The 21541-nt window shown below is 41.6% G+C and carries 17 protein-coding genes and 1 CRISPR repeat array; of the genes, 4 read left to right on the plus strand and 13 right to left on the minus strand.

Annotation, left to right across the window (positions count from 1 at the left end; genetic code table 11):
• Positions 1–3 precede the first annotated feature (3 nt).
• Entirely contained in the window at positions 4–894 is an 891-nt protein-coding gene (locus MH117_RS06795; RefSeq protein ID WP_239327926.1) for a GNAT family N-acetyltransferase, read from the minus strand.
• 161 nt (positions 895–1055) lie between these two features.
• The gene (locus MH117_RS06800; protein WP_239327927.1) at positions 1056–1574 is read right to left on the minus strand and encodes a hypothetical protein; all 519 of its coding nucleotides are present in this window, start codon (positions 1572–1574) and stop codon (positions 1056–1058) included.
• 486 nt (positions 1575–2060) lie between these two features.
• A CRISPR array of direct repeats spans positions 2061–2426; the repeat unit is 32 nt; unit sequence GTCGCACTCTACATGAGTGCGTGGATAGAAAC.
• A gap of 183 nt (positions 2427–2609) precedes the next feature.
• On the opposite strand from MH117_RS06800, the gene MH117_RS06805 reads away from it, so the two are divergent.
• The gene (locus MH117_RS06805; RefSeq protein WP_239327928.1) at positions 2610–2774 is read left to right on the plus strand and encodes a hypothetical protein; all 165 of its coding nucleotides are present in this window, start codon (positions 2610–2612) and stop codon (positions 2772–2774) included.
• A 518-nt stretch (positions 2775–3292) separates the two neighbouring features.
• On the opposite strand, the gene hpaB is transcribed toward MH117_RS06805, so the two are convergent.
• The 7 genes from hpaB to MH117_RS06840 form a co-directional block, all read right to left on the minus strand.
• Positions 3293–4744, minus strand: a complete 1452-nt coding sequence (gene hpaB / locus MH117_RS06810; protein WP_239327929.1) for a 4-hydroxyphenylacetate 3-monooxygenase, oxygenase component — start codon at positions 4742–4744, stop codon at positions 3293–3295.
• 538 nt (positions 4745–5282) lie between these two features.
• Entirely contained in the window at positions 5283–6746 is a 1464-nt protein-coding gene (locus MH117_RS06815; protein WP_239327930.1) for a HAMP domain-containing sensor histidine kinase, read from the minus strand.
• Complete coding sequence (locus MH117_RS06820) at positions 6722–7423, minus strand: response regulator transcription factor (protein WP_239327931.1); 702 nt, start codon at positions 7421–7423, stop codon at positions 6722–6724. Before MH117_RS06820 ends, MH117_RS06815 begins: the two co-directional genes overlap by 25 nt.
• Before the next feature lie 21 nt (positions 7424–7444).
• Positions 7445–8743: a hypothetical protein gene (locus tag MH117_RS06825; protein WP_239328671.1), complete on the minus strand. Its 1299-nt coding sequence runs from the start codon at positions 8741–8743 to the stop codon at positions 7445–7447.
• Between the two features lie 329 nt (positions 8744–9072).
• The gene (locus tag MH117_RS06830; protein ID WP_239327932.1) at positions 9073–9690 is read right to left on the minus strand and encodes a DUF3298 and DUF4163 domain-containing protein; all 618 of its coding nucleotides are present in this window, start codon (positions 9688–9690) and stop codon (positions 9073–9075) included.
• Between the two features lie 204 nt (positions 9691–9894).
• Positions 9895–10626: a phosphonate ABC transporter ATP-binding protein gene (locus MH117_RS06835; protein WP_239327933.1), complete on the minus strand. Its 732-nt coding sequence runs from the start codon at positions 10624–10626 to the stop codon at positions 9895–9897.
• A 248-nt stretch (positions 10627–10874) separates the two neighbouring features.
• The gene (locus MH117_RS06840; protein WP_239327934.1) at positions 10875–12053 is read right to left on the minus strand and encodes an MFS transporter; all 1179 of its coding nucleotides are present in this window, start codon (positions 12051–12053) and stop codon (positions 10875–10877) included.
• Positions 12054–12481: 428 nt separating this feature from the next.
• Here MH117_RS06840 and MH117_RS06845 point away from each other — a divergent pair, with 428 nt between their 5' ends.
• Entirely contained in the window at positions 12482–13135 is a 654-nt protein-coding gene (locus MH117_RS06845) for a hypothetical protein (RefSeq protein WP_239327935.1), read from the plus strand.
• Between the two features lie 341 nt (positions 13136–13476).
• Here MH117_RS06845 and MH117_RS06850 read toward each other — a convergent pair whose 3' ends face one another.
• Positions 13477–13818: a hypothetical protein gene (locus MH117_RS06850; RefSeq protein WP_239327936.1), complete on the minus strand. Its 342-nt coding sequence runs from the start codon at positions 13816–13818 to the stop codon at positions 13477–13479.
• Between the two features lie 652 nt (positions 13819–14470).
• Entirely contained in the window at positions 14471–14731 is a 261-nt protein-coding gene (locus MH117_RS06855) for a DUF6794 domain-containing protein (protein ID WP_239327937.1), read from the minus strand.
• Positions 14732–15417: 686 nt separating this feature from the next.
• Between MH117_RS06855 and MH117_RS06860 the strand changes: the two genes are divergently transcribed.
• Positions 15418–16332 (plus strand): ArsR/SmtB family transcription factor, encoded by a 915-nt coding sequence (locus tag MH117_RS06860; protein ID WP_239327938.1) that lies wholly within the window; start codon positions 15418–15420, stop codon positions 16330–16332.
• Positions 16333–16420: 88 nt separating this feature from the next.
• On the plus strand, positions 16421–17197 hold the full coding sequence (locus MH117_RS06865) for an HAD family hydrolase (RefSeq protein ID WP_239327939.1): 777 nt from the start codon (positions 16421–16423) through the stop codon (positions 17195–17197).
• 138 nt (positions 17198–17335) lie between these two features.
• Here the strand turns inward: MH117_RS06865 and MH117_RS06870 are convergent, their stop codons facing one another.
• Together MH117_RS06870 and MH117_RS06875 are read right to left on the minus strand one after the other, a co-directional pair.
• On the minus strand, positions 17336–19693 hold the full coding sequence (locus tag MH117_RS06870) for a type IA DNA topoisomerase (protein WP_239327940.1): 2358 nt from the start codon (positions 19691–19693) through the stop codon (positions 17336–17338).
• A 203-nt stretch (positions 19694–19896) separates the two neighbouring features.
• Entirely contained in the window at positions 19897–21384 is a 1488-nt protein-coding gene (locus MH117_RS06875; RefSeq protein WP_239327941.1) for a glutamate synthase subunit beta, read from the minus strand.
• Between the last annotated feature and the right edge of the window lie 157 nt (positions 21385–21541).

Below are 21541 nucleotides of genomic sequence, written 5' to 3' on the forward strand. Positions count from 1 at the left end.
TCCTTATGAATGTGAAGTGAGTGGCATGAAGAAGTGTTTTTCCCCTATTTCAAAAAACGGACGAATAAACAAAGTATCTTCCGCCTCTGTTATGAACGCTTTATGCAGGAGTTCATAATCATAATCAGGTGTAAAATAAAAATGAATGCTCTCTATATCCGCAGTAACAATGTAAGGTAACAATTTGTTGTACTCCACTTTTTGTTTGCTGATGATATCATAAATATGAAGCTGCCTATCCTCTTCCCTAATAAGGACGATAACATCCATCTCTTTAATATAATAAATCGAATCGTGAAAGGCGACGATAAAATAAAACATTAATAAATGCTCATTATTCTTCACACCCATTATTGAAGATACAGGTATTCTTTCAGCGGCAAACTGCTCCATCATTCGGAAATCGTCTGTATTGTTTATCTCTAACCTACGCATCGTATGTCTTGTTGCAGGTTGTAGTGCCAGTTCTGACATGTTCAGCGAGAAACTACTTTCTTGCACACTAACAAACCCAAATCTAGGATAAAAGTCTAGCACCGATTCATTGGCAAATAAGTAGATAAAATCATAATCTTGTTCATATTTCTCAATAATATGGTTTAGCAATTTTCCTGATAATCCTTGATTGCGGTAATCAGGGTGTGTCATCACTGTACCCACTTGTATAGCGTTATACTCTTTACCATTTGATACAAATGTCATTTTGTTTATGGAAGCATTTGCAATTATTTTATCTCCATCAAGGTATGAGTAGCATATATAATTGTCGGTCCAGCACCCTTTTTCATACCATTTTTTGAAGTCGAGCTCAAATACGATTTGTGCTAATTCATTAAAGCTTTCCTTATATCTATTGATGTCCTTGTAATCACTGATAAGTTGATAATTAGTCATATGGTTATATAATCCTTTCTTTATGTAGTTTCTTAAAATTACCACACCTGAGAATCAAATGTAATACAAATTAAACCTTTCATCAAGCTTCAAGCTGCTGCTCAAATTTATTCCCCGCCAAATTGGCTGCTTATTGCAATCTATTACTCTGCCATACGATTTTAAGGTGATGCAGCGGTTATACTAGAATATAATACGTTTTCTTGAAAATCCAACCCTCGAATAACGGGCGAATGCAATAGGTCTGTAACAGTAAAAAAGATTCTACGATCGTCATTCATCGTTAGGATGATAATGCTGCTCTGGTCAATAGAGTCTATTGCAACCTTACTAATGTTTGCATCCTGTATCTCACCTGTAATTACGGAGTACATTCGATTTCTAGAAAAGTTCCAATTCATCTTTTGCTGTGTTGGCTGGGGGATAATGATTGAAGATAGGATTTTATTTTCATAAAGAGTAAAGGCATAAATATTATTTGATTGACGTTTGTGGCAGAAAGCCAACGTATGTGCATTTATTTCGGCTACTTTTAAGCTGTCTTCCAGACAGTTTTGATCATAGTTCAGAACAATTCTAGCAGTGGAGTTTTGAGGGTGAATAGTAAACATCAAGGTTAAAACGAGGACGGATATACATATAACATATAATGGAACGGTGCTGTTGTTTATCTTAATCATTTGGAATCTCCTTTTTTAATTTTACTTTCATTTTTAGTACATATATTCTAAAAGCTAAATATGTAGTATCGTAATTGTTGATTATCCTATCCTATAACAGTATCACTGGAGGGATATCTATTCACGCGACTGTATGCTGAAGAAGTTGCAGGCATAAATCTTATGATTAGTAATCGCTTAGCACGGAAAAAGTGTTTTGGTGTGAATCTTAAGTGTACCCAGAGATTACTTTTTGGAATTGTATTCTACTATTTAATAAGCGATAATTATAATAAGTGAATTATGTATCTAATATCAGTTTGTTATGGTGCGAATGTGAGGTGCACATGAAATCCACGGGAGATCCGCACCAAATATTTTCTATTTTGTACCATTTATAATAGATTTCACAAGTCTCTGGTTGATCTAATTAAATGTTTTGTTATTTATTTTGATGTTTTTACTCATATTTATTGTAATTTTGGATTTTAATGATCAAATTTCGCAGTCGCACTCTACATGAGTGCGTGGATAGAAACGATGAGGTTGTCCGAATAACTGCGTTGTTAACAGAGTCGCACTCTACATGAGTGCGTGGATAGAAACCCATTCCGGACGGATGAACCTAGCGGAGGTGAGTGTCGCACTCTACATGAGTGCGTGGATAGAAACCATACTTAGAGTCAAACGCTGATATTAGATGCGTCCAGGTCGCACTCTACATGAGTGCGTGGATAGAAACAGGTCCATATCGTAATGATCACAAATTGCCCGAAGTCGCACTCTACACGAGTGCGTGGATAGAAACTCTAATACTTTCATAGTCTCTCCTTTTTGACAGGTCGCACTCTACATGAGTGCATGGATAGGAAATGATAGAGCGCTTAACATCCTCATAATCACTCCTATGCACTCTATACGAGTGCAACGATAGAAACATTAACAAGAAAGCCCTCTCATTTGCTGACCAAATGGAAATAGCAGACTTCCAGATCAAACAAGTATAAGAGATTAAGCTTGTTTTAATGATGGTAAATCGCCCAAGCTCCAGCTATTATGATGATCAAAACCGAGAAGTTTCGAAGTAAAATGGGAAGTGAGGAACCCTTGCAGCCAGACTATTCCTATCAAAAACGAGGTACACGTATAACGGATGAGCAAATTGAAGGATGTCTTATGGAATTGACTGCAGACGATAAACGATTGCTGCATTACAGGTGAGGATTGCATTTTCGATATCCAATCACTAATCGATGAGTAATCGTTCCATTGCAGCTTACCATATCGGGCTAAGCTGCAACGTGCTGTGCTGAAGCGTCAATTATTTGGTCCAGTGCCAGCACGTCGCCTACATCATAAATGAACCGTAAATTTTTTATTATGTCATTGAATCGCCTGTGAAGTGCTTGGAGTTGAGTATGAACCCCCTCATGGAGATTGGTTTTGTGTTCACCACTATTTTCTTAAATTGGAACATATCAACACTAAAGAACAAGCTACAGCAAGTGTACTATCGTTAACGTTATTCAGCTCAGTAAGAAGAGCAAAAGCAGTAGATGTGTGATGAGTATTTTGCGTACACGCGCCTTCCCCCATGCTTGCTTACCTGCCATAGCCCAAAATAAAAAGAACCGGAATCAACGCGCTCTTTGTTTTCTTATCTAACTTGTTATAGGTATAAACACATAATATTGCCTGTTTCAGTTTATCTTAATGCCCATATAATTATGATACCTCAGTTATGACAAAAAGGTTTTGATCCGATCCATATACTTGTGCCTGCCACCTTGGTAATCTGTATAGAGACGCTTGTTCACCATAGAGGAATTTCCAAAGAAAAAACGCTCATAGACAGTCTGCCGACCACCAAATGAACTGACACTTAGCTCCCATGCTAATCTGGACAACTGCACATTTTTTTTGGCTGAAATGTCTATGTTCTTCATATATCGATTCAATTGATTACTCATATCGGTATTAAATTCTTTTTCATCCAGAATCATAATCAAATTACTGGCACCAATTAGTTGAACGATTTCAATTAAACGTGGATATATCTTTTGAAAATATACATTCGCAGCCAGCAGCGGCTTCTTATTAGGAAGCATAGATCCCCATCGATCTAGAGCTGCTCCATTCTCTGCCGCAAGCTGAAATGCTTTAAGTGTCTCTAAAGCTACGATTACCTCGGTAACTTTCTCGATAATATGGTCATGACTATCCAATCCAGCAGCTTCAACCATCATTTCTATAGTCCCCAACAAAAACTCCGTTTTGGCAATATTTTTGCACATAATCTGTGTGCCTGCATGGGTATGAAAATGACTTTCTTCCATTAATCGGGACGACATATTTTCATCACCGTACACAAAGACACGGTCCCAAGGAACTGTTACATCATCAAACAGGACAAGCGTATCCATTTCTTCAAATCTAGAACTGAGCGGATAATTATAAGTGGATTCTCCGCCTACAAAGCTCTCCCTGCACACATAACTAACACCTTTAAGATTGCTTGGAACAGCAAAGGCAAATGAATGAGGGCTTTCCTCAGCTACTGACAATGAGAATGGCGGAGGAAACACAAAAATCTCGTCCGAAGTTGCTCCTTGTGTATCTAAAAGAAAAGCTCCACGAATTACGATCCCATCTTTATTTTTCTCTACTACTCGAGCGGATTCCGGCTCCTCGAATGTCCGAAGGAAAGTAGAGGCTCTTCCTGCTTTAGGTTGAATGAACACGTGAGAAAGCGTAATGTCATTCTCCTTGCAATATTCATAATACCGCTTCAGGTTAGAAGCATACTCGGGATACTTCTCTTCAAGTACCCCCGCTGCAGCGGAGAAAGCCATAATGGCGGTGTTCATGTAGTCTGGAGAACGTCCCAGGAAGCCGTGATGGACGCTTGCCCATGACTGCATCATCTGCCTGCGCATAACAAGATCTCTTTTGGTTTTGGGCTGTTTGAAGGACAACCCGACCGGATCGCCTGTCAAGGACGAACAATAAATCATTGTTGCTTGCGATTCCTTGGCATGCTGCATGTCATACATAGAAGCTTGTGTAGCCATGAGTCCTTTGAAGGCTTTATGTTCCGAGATAGGTCTCTGTACTCGCTCTCCAGCGATCCAGACATCGGGGAGATTTTGGTTTATCCGCTCTATATACTCGCTGCCGGTCTTTACTGGCATTATAATCGCCTCCTCGCTTCTATGGATACTGTATTCTTAACAGGGCAGATTGGCATAAACGAATACCTAAGCACAGCTTCATTATTGTAAAATGTCGCAGACGATTGCATGTAACAAGCCACGCTTTTGTCTTGGCCGGGAACGGTTGTTTCTGCATTGGGCGTCATACTGCTGCTCCTTTCACTTACGAGTCTTGTTTATGTAGTATAGTAATTTCATCATAAGAAGTAGGTGTTTTTCACGGAGTAAAGGATATTTACACGACTTCGAGGAGTGTTACATGAGAAATATCAAGAAACATAAATAAGGCCCTTCCAACTTCTTATTAGGAAGCGAAAGGGCTGATGATTCATGATCTCGTTTAATGCTGGAGTGCTTAATCTATAACCGTAAGTTTTAACCATTCTTCAATACGCTGTTCAGTCCAAGGCAAATACGAACGAACATATCTCGTAAATCTGCAGTCATTTGCGCAACAGGCTCGTCCAAGAAATACGATAATAGAGTACCGACGCCAGCTTGCAGCCTAGCTTAGTTTCTATATGCTTGTCCGATTCATCGCAACAGGCGGCTCATGACGACTCGGCAAGGATACCAGCACGGTTGTGCCTTGTCCTGCCTCACTTAGGATCGTCATCTCGCCACCGTGAACTTTAATAATTTCATCTGTTATGGCCAGACCTAGTCCCGTACCTCCACGATCAGGGTTCACCTGATAAAACTTATCCATCACTTTAGTCAGATGATCTTCACTTATGCCAATACCTTGGTCAATTACACGAACCTCGCATTGTTGATCATTCCACTCCAGCCTGACGGTGATTGTAGAATGCAAAGGTGAAAACTTAATAGCATTATCGATTAAATTAAGAAATACTTGCTTTAATCGATTCGTGTCTCCATACAATTCACATTCTGAGTGGAATGATTCAGAATGTTCCAGTTTAAGTGTAATATCCTTCTGATCAGCTTTCATCTTAACCTGGAACAGCGTCTCTTCCAGCAAAGAATGGAGCTTAACAGGCTGCCAATGAAGCTGAAGACGATCCTGCTGGAGCTTTGAGAAATCAAGCAATTCCTCTACCAGACCAATAAGACGATCAGTCTCCTTCGTAATGATGTTCAGCCCAAGCTTCATTTCTTCCTGGTCGGTCATACTGCCTGACTGTAATGTCTCACTCCAGCCTTTGATACCTGTTAAAGGTGTTCGAAGCTCATGAGATATAGAAGAGATAAAATCATTTTTTAATTCATTACTGCGTACGATCTCGTGTGCCATAAAATTCAGTGTCTTGGCCAAATCACCAAGCTCATATTTATAGCCTTCTTTCACTTTGATGTCAAATCTCCCTCGTGCCATCTGTGCAGACGCTGCTGTAATTTCATTAATGGGGCTGACAATTGAGTTAGCTAACCCAAAACTTACAATTAACACTAACACCAGCACAGAAATAGATACCACAATGGACAACAATACGATGTTGTTTAACCTGCTGTTTACGGTTTCCATTGATGTTACCAGCCTAAGTATATACTGTATATCGCCTTTTCCCATTAGCGGAGTAGCCAGCGACATGACCGTTTCTCCCGTACCGATCTGCTTGCCAACCCACCTTGTAGTCTTCAGATCTTGCGAGGCGGTAATCACGTCTGATGTCTTGATCACATCACTGATCTGAAATCCACTTGAAGAGATGAGCACATTGCCGTTCTTATCCAATATTTGCACTTCTGCTTTTTCCAGATGAAACAGCTTCAGTAATTCTGGCAGCCAGGTTCGATCATCTTCAGAATACAAAATGCTAACGTATCGTTGATAGTAAGATGATGTCGCAGAAGCGTGGTACTTGAGATGATTGGAGACTGAATCATAATAATAAGTCCGTACTGCCAGCATAAAGATAATTTCCAATATCAACATCGTTAAAAACACAACGATAAAATAGTGCATTACGACAGAACGCCGAATGCCTGGTTTTATGAAGAAACGGTTCCCTTCCATTTGTATCCATGTCCCCAAACTGTTTCAATGTATTTTGGTGATGAGGGCTCGTCTTCTATCTTTTGACGTAAACGCCGAACGTTCACATCCACAATCTTTGGATCACCCATATAATCTTTGCCCCATACATGATCCAATAAAATATCTCTGCTAAGTGTCATTTCTTCCTTTTCCATAAAATATTGGATTAAGGAAAATTCCGTTGGTGTTAAGTCAATGACCTCGTCGTGTTTGAGAAATCGCTTTGCGATCAGATCCAACGTAAATGGTCCTGAATGATAAATCACTTTCTGAGATGCTTGCTGGTACGAATGCACACGCCGCAATAATGACTGAATACGCGCAACAAGCTCTGTTGGACTGAAGGGCTTGCTGACATGATCATCAGCACCGACAGACAAGGCATACACCTTGTCCTGTTCCTGCACTTTGGCAGTCAAGAATATAATGCCGATTCGTTCATTTTGCTCCCGAATGCGCCTACATACTTCGAATCCATCTATCCCAGGCACCATCACATCCAGGAGAGCAATATCAATGGTGGGATCTACTAACAGTTTCTCCAACGCTTCATTACCATTTGAGGCTTCCACAACCTCAAACCCATTTCGTTTCAGGTTAATGACAATAAAGCTGCGAATGGACTCTTCATCTTCCATAATTAATATTTTAGTCATTTCTGATGACTCCTTTCTACTTTACGGCTTTACTGCTTCCTCGGGCTTGGTCTGTTCTACGGTTGGCAGCTTAGGCGTACCGTCGTTCAGCCGCAGTTGTTCTTTGCTGTATATACCGATGACTTCGTCACCATAAGCAGCTAAATAAGTCCACTTATCTTTGTAACGCTCCCATGTCTCGACACTGAAGAAGCGGACCTCCGCTAATGTTTCATTGGTGTTAAAATCAATAAATCTTAAGTATTCATTAATATTGGACTTTGTATCAATGGATACGCGTCCATACCAGGACACAGGAATCGTAAAATGGAACCGCTCCATATAATCCCTGAACTGCTTCTGGACAAGCCGTAAATCATTTTTTCCATCCCATTGATAATAACTTTGGAAAAATGGGATCTCATACTCTTCATAATAGTCTTCCCAACCCTCAGGACGCTCTGGAATGGGGATCTCAATAATACCATCTGCGTTAATATCCGAACTTAAAATCGTTCGTTTTTTGATTGTTAGATCCTTCGGAAATACTTCTTTTAGCTCTCCAGATTCTGATAAGGTAACCGCTATTGTAAAACTGTAATTAGCACCCGCGTTAGCATCCATAACAATGCCCCGCTTGTCCTTGCTAATATAACCAGACATGACATTCAAGAACCCATTGATCTCATTGTCCATCACTTTTTCCGTCATCTTCTTCAACTTGTCTTCATCGTATTTATACTGACTTAATACCGGTGGCTTCGACTTGTGGTTCGTGACTACATACAACTCGTTCTTCATATTCCGATCAAGATCGTCAATGACATATTGTGCATAAGGCTGCTCAAATATTTTAGTTAACTGATTGTTATTAAATGAATAAATAATCATGCCCTTATTGGAATCTGATTCCGGGTAACTGTATCCAATCACCAGGTCCAGCGTATTATCATTGGTCAAGTCCACGATATCGACACGATCCAGTTTAACGCCTTCTCCATCAAAATCAACCGTCTTGCTCCATGTCTTGCCATCACTTTGTAGAATCATCCCGTGTATTCGAACTTCGCGGTCAGGTGTCTCGTAGAATACGATAGCCTCAGCTTGTCCGTCGTTATTCAGATCGGCAATCCGGATCGCACTATTATCCGACGAATTCGTTGGACGAATAATAGCGCCTCCCTCCGGCAGATGCGAAGTTATGATGCTCATCAGGCTCGCCTGTTCATCAGGCAATCTAGGCACACTTAATAAGGATTTGGGGTCTTGCACCCATTCGCAACCGCTCAGCAGAAAAGTGAACACAACGAGCACTATCCATACGCTGCGTCTTGAGCGCACGCTTCTCAATCTCATCCCTCTTTTCATACCCATTTCTTGTTTACATTGTTCGCAAACAATACTTAATTATACGAGTTATTTGGTGAATTAGTAACGAGAATACATATACTATATATCTAGTTAGCCTTGTGCTGAACATTTACTTACAACTGAAAGCGCACATTCACTTTTATGTTGCCGAGTTCAGTCTTAGTCATCAGGATTAGAGACCCATACTGCTCCCTGCGCACCTTTCTCATTATAAAAAAAAAATGTCACCAATAGGTGACAAACCCATTACAAAGCAAGTTGCTCTTCCTCGTGAATAGCACAGCGTGACCTGCTTAATATTAGTACCACAATGTATCTATGACACCATTTTCAGCCTTAATATCATTCAGATCATAAATAGAAATCGGAAAATATAAAAAACCATAAACATAAGCAGCCAATTCATACAAACCAAAGAAAAGGACCAGTGCTTTATCGGTCATGTAAAAATCCTGATCCGGTCTAATTTTAGTAAAAGGCTCCAGCGTAGGGATGTCTCTTTGCTTAATCTGTCGACTCACATTGGCGCTTAATAACTCCACATAAGGGGCGCTTGGCTTAAATAAATCAGACAACATATACAGCTTTCCTGTATTAACATCAAATGTCAGGCCACGCTGATAAGTCATGCCATGCGCTGCTCCTTGCGGATATCCGTACACAGTTAACGTTAGGCTGAGCAATCCTCTTTCGTTTAGCTTGATTTCAAAAGACCCCATAACTTCTGTCTGTTCGTTTTCTTCATAACCAGTCATCCGAATGAGCTCAATGACGGTTTGGTGAATCATCTGATTGATCGTCTTGGCTGCGAGCGGGGCTTGGGCATTTAAAATTTGCGGCACATATACTTCTAACTTCGGTTTATTGATCTTGTGAGGTACGATAGGCACAGGAAGCGGATATAACGTCGTAGCCATCTTAACACTCCTTTAGACTATACTAATAAAAGAATATGACAGCAAACGGACATTATTAACAATCCCCATCAATTACATTTGATAAAAATAATATTCATCCTCACGATAACAACGAATGGACACTTCCTCCATAATAAACAAATAACAATCCCACCTTTGAAATGGCTGTTTTTCCTTCCATTTAAACGGGCGGGATTGTTATTTTTATAGTGATAATTTCATCTTTTCACCATGCAGCAGCCTACGACCGCGAATATCAACTTTAATCTCCCCATCAGCCAGTCCCCAAATTCTCGAACAATATTTCTCTGCTAATTCGACTTGATGAAACACCGCAATGACCGTACATTGCTCACGTTCACACAAATCTTTGAACGTGCTCAGAACTGACTCGGCTGATTTCGGATCTAATCCCAATACAGGTTCATCTGCCAAGATCACCTTCGCGCCATGCACCAATGCTCTCGCTATAGCTACTCGCTGCTTTTCTCCACCGCTGAGATTGGATGTAATCATATGCGCTTTATCGAGCAAGCCGAGCTGTTCAAGCGTATCCATCGCTCCCATATAATCATCGTTCCGGATCATCCCTGTTACCATCCGCCATAACGGTGTTTGATGCGCTCTGCCAATTAACACATTTTTTAACGCTTTTCGGTTAGATGATAGTACTGGATTTTGCTCCAAGTAAGCGCATTCTCGTTTGACTTTACTTTTACCTGATGATCCAAGCTTAAAAATGTCTGTACCATCAATTGTATATTTACCGCTTGTCCAACTCTCCTGCAGCGCCAAGCATTTCAGCAATGTCGACTTTCCGCTTCCGCTAGCACCTACAATACCGATAAACTCTCCATTATGGATATCTGCAAATACGTTACGCAGCACCGTCGTTGAAGGTGGATATTGTTTGTTCAGCCTCTCTATTTTTAACATGACCTTGTCTCCTCCCCAACCCTAATCCATGATCACATGCTTACACCAATGCCGATTTCTTCCTTTATACACCAAAATGGATTCCTACTTAAGTCTACCAGCGCCTCTTTATATGTAATTATCTTCACTTAGACGCTATCCTTAAATTATAGAAAAGGTCGCCACTTCGTGCAAGCGTCTTCCAACTCTTGAACAAAGTAACGACCTGAATGAAAGTTTACATTATGATCGTGATAATAACGGAATCATCATGCTGCTTCTCTTACTTTCCCACGGAAACGGAAGCCCATCACCGAGAATAAAATGTACCAGATGCCAAGCAGGTAGAACATACTTCCAATCGAGACATATTGAATACCCAGACCACCGAGATTAGGGCCAATAATACTTCCGATACTGAAATGGATGGACGCTATGACATTGGAAGATGGCAAGTAAGCGCGCGGCAATATATCTGCCGCATATGCCAAACCAAGGGAGAAGAACGATCCCACTAATCCACCCACTAACATAAATAATACGAGAATAGCCCAAGGGTTATCTCCAACTAGTGGGATGAGGAAAAATCCTCCCCCTCCAAGCAAGCCGCAGCTGATTAATACGGCTTTACGATTAACCCGGTCACTCAGCATACCTAATGGCAATTGAAGAATTAGCCCACCTATGCCGAAGAACGGCAGTAAATAGGATATCCAGTGCTGTTCAAGCCCAATGCGGAGCGCATAAATCGGGAAATTGCTGTTCATTGATGCTTCCATATATCCATACAGAAGCGGCGGCAGCAAAGCGAACCAAGCCCACTGGTATGAGCGGCGGTAGCGCTTTTCTGGGCGTTCTGCGCCATGAACTGCATCTGCTTGCTGGCTAGGAAGCTTCCACCACACGATCAAAATGACAACGAAGAACATACATACGATCGCGATAAATGGAGCAGCATCGCTGATTTTCAACAAATTGATACCTAACGGCCCGAAGCTGAAGCCTACTCCATACGCCATGCCGTATAGCGAGATATTCCGGCCGCGACGATTGGCAGGACTTACAGACACTGCCCACAGCTGCGTCGCATAATGCAAGGCGCTGTCTCCCATGCCAACGATAATCCTCAACACAAACCATACGCCTATGCTAGGAAACAATGGGAACAATCCCAATGCCACCGTAACTACGATCATTCCTCCAAGGAGCATCCGCTTGTATCCGACCTTAATTAGGATACGTTCAACTAAGAACATCATGCCAAAAACACCGACATATAAAGCTGTGGCATTTAATCCATTGACATCGGACGGAACCCCCATCCTTTCCAAAAATATCGTCAACAAAGGCAGCAATAAGCCTTGGCTCAGCCCTGTGAACATAACAACTACGATTAAGATAACAAACTGCCACGTAGAGGATGTTGTGGGACGACGAGATGCTAACATTTCATTCCCTCCACTATATCTGTAAATTACACAACAAAAAGCATGGATACGATCTGACCCATGCAATGACAAGCCAACCTTTTAACATTATATGATGAGTGCTTAACAAAGCAACCTTTTGTAGCAAGGTTTCCACCCGAGACTACATACAAAAATCACAAAAAAGTCACAAAAGCATGGGATTAGTAAAGCATCAGCCCTTTTTAATGTTTAATTAAACATATGTCAATTTTATTGCGTATTTAAGTTATATAGTTTAGCAATAAAACAAAATATAAACATAAAAACCGGTATCTATCAATGTAAAAGTTATAATTATACGTAGTATCCCAAATAAATGAACAATTCACATTAATTTTAATTGCCATATTTTGATAAATGTAATAGAGTATATCTGTATTAAAAATTAGCTAATAGGAGGGATTTACATGAAAGGTGTAGTTAAGTTAATAGGAGCTTTTACAACGTTTGTGCTGGTATTTATCACACTAGGGTCAATTCCAGTGTCCGCGGGCATATTCGACCCACCACCTCGACCAGTTGCCTATTTATGTACGGATGCAGACTATCAGGGTCATTGCATAGGTCTAGTTCCAGGTCTTATTTATAGACTGGATGAGCGCGGCTTCAATGACATGGCTTCTTCTATCAGATTTGAAAGTGATCGTGCACAAGTTACTGTATTTGAACATCTAGCTTATCTTGGTCGCAGCACCACTTATAATTTTAGCGACCGAGACCTGAGTGATGAGTATATTGGAAACGATACCGTCTCCTCTGTCTGGGTTTCAGCTTACGACAGTAACGCTGATCTTTTTGGTGTTTACTTGTATGATCATGCTGGAATGAGCGGTGATTGGATTAGATTACTTTCTAGCGCGAACACTATTCAACTCAATGATAAAGTTTCATCGATTCGCATTGTAGGAGCATATGACATAACCATCTATGAGCATGCCGATTTTACTGGAAGAAGCTTAAGTTTCAGGGGCACAGCCAATTATCCCGGAGTGGAAATAAGCGACTTGGTTCCTTATGGATTTAATGACATTACATCTAGTATAATCATTACAAAACTCTGAACTCCAAATTCCTCTTGTCTTCCTATCACCTGTAAGACATCACGTCTTAGCCTCCATAATTAATTTATGACTTACCTTCTTCTCTTTTATTTATCGAATTGCAATTCCTCTCTATTCTCTCAAATCTCCTTAGTGACAACATCATATGGAAAATAGTCATTTCTGTCCTGTTTCTTTAGTACTTTTCAAACCGAATAGAATCCAAGCAGCCAGGATCTCACGGACTTGGATTCTATTCCTTCTTAAAGAAATTTGTCTACTTTACCAAAATAATCTTTTTTCATTAAATATTCCCCTTTAGATTATTCTGAGATTTCACTATCCCCCAAGAAAGTCAGCTTTTATTCTTGTTTAAGTGCATCTAAAGGCACTAAATAAACCTCCATACTGCTATCCTCTACAAGAGCCAAATTTTCTTTCTCATACTCGTGAAGTAATACAAGTTGTGTATGTGCTGAAAGTCCCTCTATTGATTTTGTTATCGTAACCATCTTCTCTGTTTTATCATCTGGATAATAATTAGAGATTTGAAGCAGCTCAGAATAAATCTCATCTAATTGAAAAGTTAATTCGGTATACCTGTTCCTAAGAACTTCATCAGTTTCTTTCGAAGATAGCTCATTATACTCGTCTGCCAATGTTGCAATTTTCTTTGACACTTCAAATGTATTATTAATATTCATGCTGTCATCTCTCCCAAAAAGATATTATTTAACTATAGGGTTTATAAATTGTCTCCACCTTATTGTTCAGGCTTAGAGGAGCCTCTTCCGTGTTTCAATAAGGGCGCTTTGGTTGGTATACGGACGAAGGGAAAGCCAAGGTGGAATGATTTGAAGCATGTCAAAACGGAACCGGAAACACGCTTTCGTATACGCTTACCTCTGACTCTTACTGCATTTGAGGTATAATGAGGCCATTTTTCATTTGTAAACATCTCAAGTCTCAGTCCACCACTACATTTATCGTATTTTTATTGACAGCTCATCTAAGAGAAAGTCACCACGTTCAATACGAATCTGTTGTTTTTCGCGGTAATATTTCCAACCCTTATCAATGGCATATGCAATTAAAATAGCACAAGTCCGTGGATGATGCAGGTTTATGAACCAATTACTACCCCAAGAGAAAAACACCTCGAAATAGGATGTCTTTGTATTGGAGGGATAAATCCTAAAACAAACCGATTTATTACTTGGAATTTCATTAATCACACATATAAACATAAATCCATTTAAAATCACTTTCTCGTCTGCTTTTTGAACTTATTCATCCCCATTCAAAGGTGTGTTTTGACATCATGTTTAGTCACCTTCTATTTCATAAAACCACTTTTTAAGCACTATCAGTTAACTTTCTATGGATTTCTTTTAATACCATCAATGAAACGTCGTCTCTATGAGTTGGAAAGAATGAATCACCCTCATCAAAAATCACGTCATACTTATTCCGTACATGCATCCCTAAGGTAAAATGTAAATTGATAATTTCGCTGCTATCCAGTTGAACAACAAAATCCCTTGTTTCTTGATCAAGGTCATTTGCAATTATGTATGCTGCTGCCTCTGCAACTGAATTGAATTTCTTTCTAGCCATGAGGAATCTCCCCTATAATCATCGTTTATTAGTCGAAAGACCATTTTATAATTTCATCGGTGTTAATACTTTTAAAGAAGGCCATCTCATCCGATTTAATTGATATTGAGAAGTTCTTCCTGTTTAAAGTCCTAGTAACTTTTTCTACTGTACTTTGATAAGTCGTATTACTATCGAAAACTGATACATGCCGATAGAGTGAATCATGCGTTTGGACTGTCACGGTCAACACATAACCAATCCTTTCTTAATTAAAGTAAATAACTACTACAGTAACTTCTGCTTAGCTTGAATTAACCTTCTTTCAAATTTCAAGTTTAGGTAATATATCCCCATGTTTCTCATAAACAATCGGCTTGAATGCATATATTGCATGTGCCAAAACTCTATACCAACTTCAGTTATTCTTTTTTGTTTCTATATATAATACATAATCTATCTTAAGAAATATTTCCATGATATCTCTAACCATTTGATCAATCTCATTGGCATTATTATGACTTACTTCGCTGATCATCTTCAAAAATCTATTCTGACAAACTATTTCCACTTTATAGCAATAAATTTGATTTTGTAAGAAGAATATCGAGGCATTTCAACATTATAGTAGACAATCGTATGCAATTCAATTCATAATGAATAAGTAATACCGACCATAGAACCCTTATCTAAGGAGGTTCCAACGCATGTCCCTTCATGTTCGTATCGATTGCTCACCGATCTATGAGCTTATTGGCAGTTACATGCTGTACGTGCATCGGAAATGGATTCGTAACGTGGAAGGCGGTCCGAATTGGATTCAACAAGTGGAAGCGCAACTATCGACAGATGCGATTGAACAATCCACCCTGCTTCGAAAATATTCCATGCATGAATTTGATATATTGTTTGCAGCCGCCCTGGAAAGAGAACACCCACACGACATTCCGTTATTTTTGACTCAACTGGGTTGCATGACCGAAGATGACTGGTCGCGCATCATTCAATTGTACGGTCTGCCTTATGATCAAGCATGTATAGATCGGATTCGCCAGGTTTACATACCCGCCCTCATCCTGTGGTATGATCACTACTTAAGATGGTCTGTGCCATTATGGGAACCAGCATTAATTGCGGATGCGAATGAAAAGCGCCGACTTATGAGCAAAATGAATCCAACAGATCTGATTGAAATTGCCACTAACGGTGTTGTGTTGGATACGGATGGGGAAATTCAAGAGGTCGTGCTTGCACCGATGTGGCACTATCGGCCGATTAACAATACGTGTACGTTTAAGCATTCCACTCTGATGCTGTATTCCATCGATTTGCCCGAAGACACGGCGGATACGCCTCCGCAATCGTTAAAAAGGATGATCTCAGCCCTTGCAGATGATACGAGATTGCGTATATTACGAATGATCGCAGTTAACCCTGTTACATTTGCAGAGTTGTCTGAGCATCTTAATCTAGGCAAAAACGCGGTTCAGCATCATCTAGCTGTGCTGCGTTCAGCCGGCTATATTCGCACCTATTGGAGCGGAAAAGTAGAACAAATCGCATTAAGGCAAGAAGGTTTGGCGGACTTATCCGTCTTTTTAGAAGATTACGTGCAGCCTTGACGCTTTCGAGTTTATGCAGTTGACTTTATACGCTTTATAAGCTAAGTCATTTCCAATCGAACGTCAAGCAAGCTTGGAGGTGACTGTGATGCCTAACGCATCCAAACATTCAAACCAAACGATACTGTTTGATCTAGACGATACACTTGTATACTGCAACAAATACTTTGACGCTGTAAGTGAACAATTCCTTGATTTAATGACGACCTGGTTTGCAGCTTATCGCGTTAACGCGCAGGATGTGCAGCGTGTTCAATCCGAATTTGACATCACAGAAGTACAGAAAACCGGATTTGTAAGTGAACATTTTCCACAATCACTACAACACACATTAATACATTTCAGCACGCTGACCGGAAGAGAAGTCTCTCCACAAGAGATGGAACTGCTGTGGAAACTCGGCATGAGTGTGTATGAGACTGAAGTAGAGCCGTACCCCGGTATGATTGATACGCTGGACAAGCTGCGTGACGAAGGACACGAGTTGTTCTTATACACTGGTGGAGAAGCTGTCATTCAACAGCGCAAGATTGACCAGATGCAGTTGTCTACCTACTTCGGCGATCGAATTTTTATCCGTCAGCATAAGACAACTGAGGCATTGGAATCCATTGTCGAGCACCTTAGACTAGATCGCTTCAAAACTTGGATGATTGGCAATTCTCTGCGTACAGATGTAATGCCTGCATTAATCAACGGACTTAATGCTATCTATCTGAAGCAAGCTACCGAATGGGCTTATAATTTGGTGGATCTCACAGTCAAACCTCAAGGAGCTTTTGTAACGATTGAGAAGCTGGTGCAAGTACCCCAGGTTATTCTGGATTGGCAATCTGGACAAGGAACACCCAAGTTATCCCTTTAATCTTGCTCATGATTGCAGACATGCATTGTGACACTTTTCTGACATAAAGATTGGACGATGATCATATCGCTCACTCTTACTCACAGAAAGCACACCCCTCATCGTGGAGGAGTGTGCTTCTTTTTGTTCCCTACAGTATTAAGCTTCTGCTTGTTCTATGCTGAGGTCGCCATTCGCCGGATTAGACAATAACAATCTGCCTTTAAATTTGCTGCCCCCGTTAGTAAAGGAAAGTAGTTGCGTCCTGCCCTTCGTCAGCAAGTCCAGCAGCATCGTCTCCGAAATCGTCTTACCGGACGCTTTTTGCTTCTTCCAAATGACAAATGAGCATCCTTGCTTAAAATGCGTGCATCCGTAGCCCTTACGACCTTCGATAATTAGCCCGCCACATCCCGACCGCGGACACGCTCCAAAGCCTGTATTGGTGCGGAGCGAGGGGGACGAGTTGGAAGAATCGCTTTCAGGCAGCCCTTCGGGAGCTTGAACAGAACTTTTTTCTTGACCTTTTCCTTTGGCCCGATTCGAGATTGACTCTTTTTTAGACTTGCCAGCAGTCTTTGATCCCCGTTTCTTGCTGCCTTCCTCTTCCATCTGCTGCACGAGCTCTCCAGATAAGGGACGCTGCTTGTCCACACAATCAATCACATGAAGCGTAAATTTCCGTACAGCTTCCATAAAAGTAGTGTTGGAAGCTTCTCCACGAGCAATTTGTGTCAACCTGCGTTCCCACTGTCCAGTCATCTCTGGCGAAGTTAGCAACTGAACACCTGCATGACGGATGAGTTCCACTGCCGTCTTACCTTTTAGCGTTAAGGTGATGCGCTTTCCTGTCATCCCTACATACCCTACTTGCTTTAGACGCTCAATTGTTGCCGCACGTGTAGCTGGCGTACCTAATCCTGAATCTTTCATGGCATCACGAAGTTCTTCATTTTCCAGCTGCTTGCCTGCGCTTTCCATCGCCTTCAGTAACGTACCCTCAGTGTATGCCTTCGGCGGCTGTGTCGTCTTCTTTTCTACCGCCAACTGCTTGACACTTACCGAATTGGCAGCATTCACATGAAACGGTTTGTCACCATTCCATTCTTCTGGCTCATCCTGCCGCCCTTTCTCTCCGTCATCGTCTGCTGGCGATCCTGGGCGCGACTTCTTGCTGCTCGATTTAGTCCGTTCATCTTGGTCGTAAAGTACTTTCCAGCCCCGATCTGTCCACTGCTTCACATTTGTCTTAAAAGTTTCTGTATCCACTTCTGTAAGTACAGTATATAAAGTGAAGGTTGCAGGTGGATAAAAATGAGACAACATCCGGCGCACAATCATATCATATACTTTCATCTCATCGGGTGCCAACGTACCTGGTCTCTTTTTGGTTGGCAAAATCGCATGGTGATCTTCTACTTTAGATGGCTGACAAATGGCCTTGTTTCCAGTGTGAACGCGATTCGGCTCTGCTTTTGCCACCCATTCGCGATATTGTTCCATACTGTTCAGCATACGCAGCGCATCATGCATAGACCCCACATTCTGTTCCGTTAAGTAGTTGGAGTTCGTACGCGGATAAGTTATTACTTTATGTTTTTCATACAAAGACTGTGCAATGTCAAGTGTCTTCTTCGCTGAAAAGCCATACTTTCCATTAGCTTCACGCTGCAATAACGTAAGATCATACAATCGATAAGGAAATTCTTTGCCATCTTTGATTTGATAATCCGCAATCCGGCCAGGCTTACCTGTTAACTTAGCTTTCAGCCGTTCAGCCTCCTCTTCACTGCGAATCCTATCCCCTACCCGTGTTCCTTTGTAAATGAGTTCTTCCTGCTGAAATTGTGCAGTCAACTCAAAGTAAGAATCCGATTCAAACTTGTCAATCTCCTGCTGACGATCGTATATGAGCGCCAACACCGGTGTCTGCACCCTGCCGACTGATAACAGCGTCTTGTGTCTAGTCGTAAAGGCGCGCGACGCATTCATGCCAATTAGCCAATCCGCTTCACTCCGCGCCCGTGCTGCCGCTGTCAAATTTGCGTACGCGCTCGCATCCTGTAATTCATCAAACCCTCTCCGAATCGTTTCCGGTGTCAAGTCCGATATCCAAAGACGCTTAACAGGCTTGCGCCATTTCCAATACTGTTCGATCAAAGCAAAAATATACTGTCCTTCACGTCCGGCATCACACGCGTTTACAATCGAGTGACACTGCTTGCCCAATTCTCCAATCGCTTTAAGCTGATCCATCGTCCTGCGTGAAGCCACAATCTTAAAAGCATCAGGCATAATCGGCAAATCACGGAAATTCCATCGTTTATATTTAGGATCATAAGAATCCGGCTCAGCAAGCGTAATCAAATGGCCTATTGCCCATGTGATGATATAACGTTCACCTTCTAAATGTGTACGATACTTTCTGGCTCTTGGTTCAATCACTTGCGCAATCGTCCGTCCCATGTCGGGTTTCTCTGCAAGGACAAGAATTTTGCCTCCATTCAGGCTGTCCATTCACGCCCCCCTCTCTGCTCATCTTTCTTAGTGTATCAGATTGCAGCGCTTCCCGTCAGGCATAAATTGCAACGACCAACAAAAAAACTGCGCACTAGTAACTAGGCGCAGCTTCCAGCTGTCTTCTTCAAAACGAACATCTATATGCTACTAACGAACATTTGATAATAATCCAAATTCTGTCCAACATACTGGATCAAAAATTAAGGCAGCAACGTTGTTCCCATCAAATGACGGTCCACTTCACGGGCAGCCTCACGGCCCTCATTAATAGCCCAAACAACCAAGCTCTGCCCTCTGCGCATATCACCTGCCGCATATACTTTGTCTACATTAGTTGTGTACTTGCCGTATGGAGCCTTAACGTTAGAACGACGATCTGTTGCCAGACCTAATTGCTCGATGATCGTTTGCTCTGGCCCATCAAAGCCGATTGCCAGCAGAACTAACTGCGCCGGGAATACTCGTTCCGTACCTTCTATCGGCTTATATATCTTGCGTCCCGTCTCATCGACGATACGTTCAATCTGAACGGTATGAAGCTCTTTAACGTGTCCATTCTCATCACCAACAAACTTCGTGGTCATGATCGAGAATTCACGCGGATCTTCGCCGTACAGTGCCTTTGCTTCTTCATGAGCATAGTCAAGTGTATATACATTAGGAAACTGAGGCCATGGATTATTGACGGTATCACGCTCAAGAGGAGCTTTGTTATGTGTCCCGAACTGTGTAATGCTGCGACAGCCGTGACGAAGAGCTGTGGCTACACAGTCTGTACCTGTGTCTCCTCCGCCGATGACGATAACATCCAGCTCCTTGGCGCTAATGTATTGCCCATCCTCCAACTTAGAATCGAGATAGCTCTTAATGCTGCCGTTCAAGTAATCCATAGCATAGTGGATACCTTTCAGCTCTCTACCCTCGATGTTGAACTCCCTTGGCTTGGTAGCACCCCCGCAGAGTACGACGGCGTCAAAATCTTGCGTAAGTTGTTCCGAAGCAATATCCTTGCCGATCTCCGTGTTCGTAATGAATTGAATCCCTTCCGCTTCGAGCAAATCTACACGACGTTGAACGACATCCTTCTCCAACTTCATCGTCGGAATTCCGTAAGTCAGCAATCCGCCAATTCGATCTGCGCGTTCGTACACTGTAACTAGATGTCCTGCTTTGTTCAACTGTGCAGCGCAGGCTAGCCCTGCGGGCCCAGATCCTACTACAGCTACTTTCTTGCCGGTCCGCTGTTTCGGCGGCTCAGGGCGCACCCATCCTTCGTCAAATCCGCGATCGATAATCTCTTGTTCGATTGTCTTAATCGTGACGGGCTTGCCAATCAAACCCACTGTACATGAGCCTTCACAAGGGGCTGGACATACTCTGCCTGTAAACTCGGGAAAGTTATTTGTCTTATGCAAGCGTTCCAACGCTTCACGCCATAGACCTCGGTAAACCAAACTGTTCCACTCTGGGATTAGATTGTTGATCGGGCAGCCTGAGGTTCCACCCGTAATCTCAATACCGGTATGACAATAAGGTGTTCCGCAGTCCATACAACGAGCTCCTTGAAGTCGAAGCTCTTCTTCGTTCATATGCTTGTGAAACTCTTCCCAGTCCTTTAATCGTTCCAATGGATCCCGATCAGCCGGGATTTGTCTTGTATATTCCATAAAGCCAGTAGGTGTTGACATCGTATTTATCCTCCATCCGTCTGTCCGTATCTCTATTCCCATGTAAATTTATCTAACCATATATACTTACCGCGTCACTGTGCAACAATATTTTATGTGATTTTCGACAGTCTATTTCACAATATCTTATTAGAAGCACAGTAGATTGGACATAGAG

Origin of the sequence: Paenibacillus sp. ACRRX (assembly GCF_022346885.1) — a bacterium.
GTDB lineage: Bacteria > Bacillota > Bacilli > Paenibacillales > Paenibacillaceae > Paenibacillus_B.

Bases quoted from the DNA above. Each gene is read 5' to 3' on its own strand.
- MH117_RS06855 (WP_239327937.1), bottom strand. From the start codon at position 14,731: ATGGCTAGAAAGAAATTCAATTCAGTTGCAGAGGCAGCAGCATACATA.
- MH117_RS06865 (WP_239327939.1), top strand. From the start codon at position 16,421: ATGCCTAACGCATCCAAACATTCAAACCAAACGATACTGTTTGATCTA.
- MH117_RS06860 (WP_239327938.1), top strand. From the start codon at position 15,418: ATGTCCCTTCATGTTCGTATCGATTGCTCACCGATCTATGAGCTTATT.
- MH117_RS06835 (WP_239327933.1), bottom strand. From the start codon at position 10,626: ATGTTAAAAATAGAGAGGCTGAACAAACAATATCCACCTTCAACGACG.
- MH117_RS06795 (WP_239327926.1), bottom strand. From the start codon at position 894: ATGACTAATTATCAACTTATCAGTGATTACAAGGACATCAATAGATAT.
- MH117_RS06875 (WP_239327941.1), bottom strand. From the start codon at position 21,384: ATGTCAACACCTACTGGCTTTATGGAATATACAAGACAAATCCCGGCT.
- MH117_RS06830 (WP_239327932.1), bottom strand. From the start codon at position 9,690: ATGGCTACGACGTTATATCCGCTTCCTGTGCCTATCGTACCTCACAAG.
- MH117_RS06815 (WP_239327930.1), bottom strand. From the start codon at position 6,746: ATGGAAGGGAACCGTTTCTTCATAAAACCAGGCATTCGGCGTTCTGTC.
- hpaB (WP_239327929.1), bottom strand. From the start codon at position 4,744: ATGCCAGTAAAGACCGGCAGCGAGTATATAGAGCGGATAAACCAAAAT.
- MH117_RS06805 (WP_239327928.1), top strand. From the start codon at position 2,610: ATGATGATCAAAACCGAGAAGTTTCGAAGTAAAATGGGAAGTGAGGAA.
- MH117_RS06870 (WP_239327940.1), bottom strand. From the start codon at position 19,693: ATGGACAGCCTGAATGGAGGCAAAATTCTTGTCCTTGCAGAGAAACCC.
- MH117_RS06845 (WP_239327935.1), top strand. From the start codon at position 12,482: ATGAAAGGTGTAGTTAAGTTAATAGGAGCTTTTACAACGTTTGTGCTG.
- MH117_RS06800 (WP_239327927.1), bottom strand. From the start codon at position 1,574: ATGATTAAGATAAACAACAGCACCGTTCCATTATATGTTATATGTATA.
- MH117_RS06840 (WP_239327934.1), bottom strand. From the start codon at position 12,053: ATGTTAGCATCTCGTCGTCCCACAACATCCTCTACGTGGCAGTTTGTT.
- MH117_RS06850 (WP_239327936.1), bottom strand. From the start codon at position 13,818: ATGAATATTAATAATACATTTGAAGTGTCAAAGAAAATTGCAACATTG.
- MH117_RS06820 (WP_239327931.1), bottom strand. From the start codon at position 7,423: ATGACTAAAATATTAATTATGGAAGATGAAGAGTCCATTCGCAGCTTT.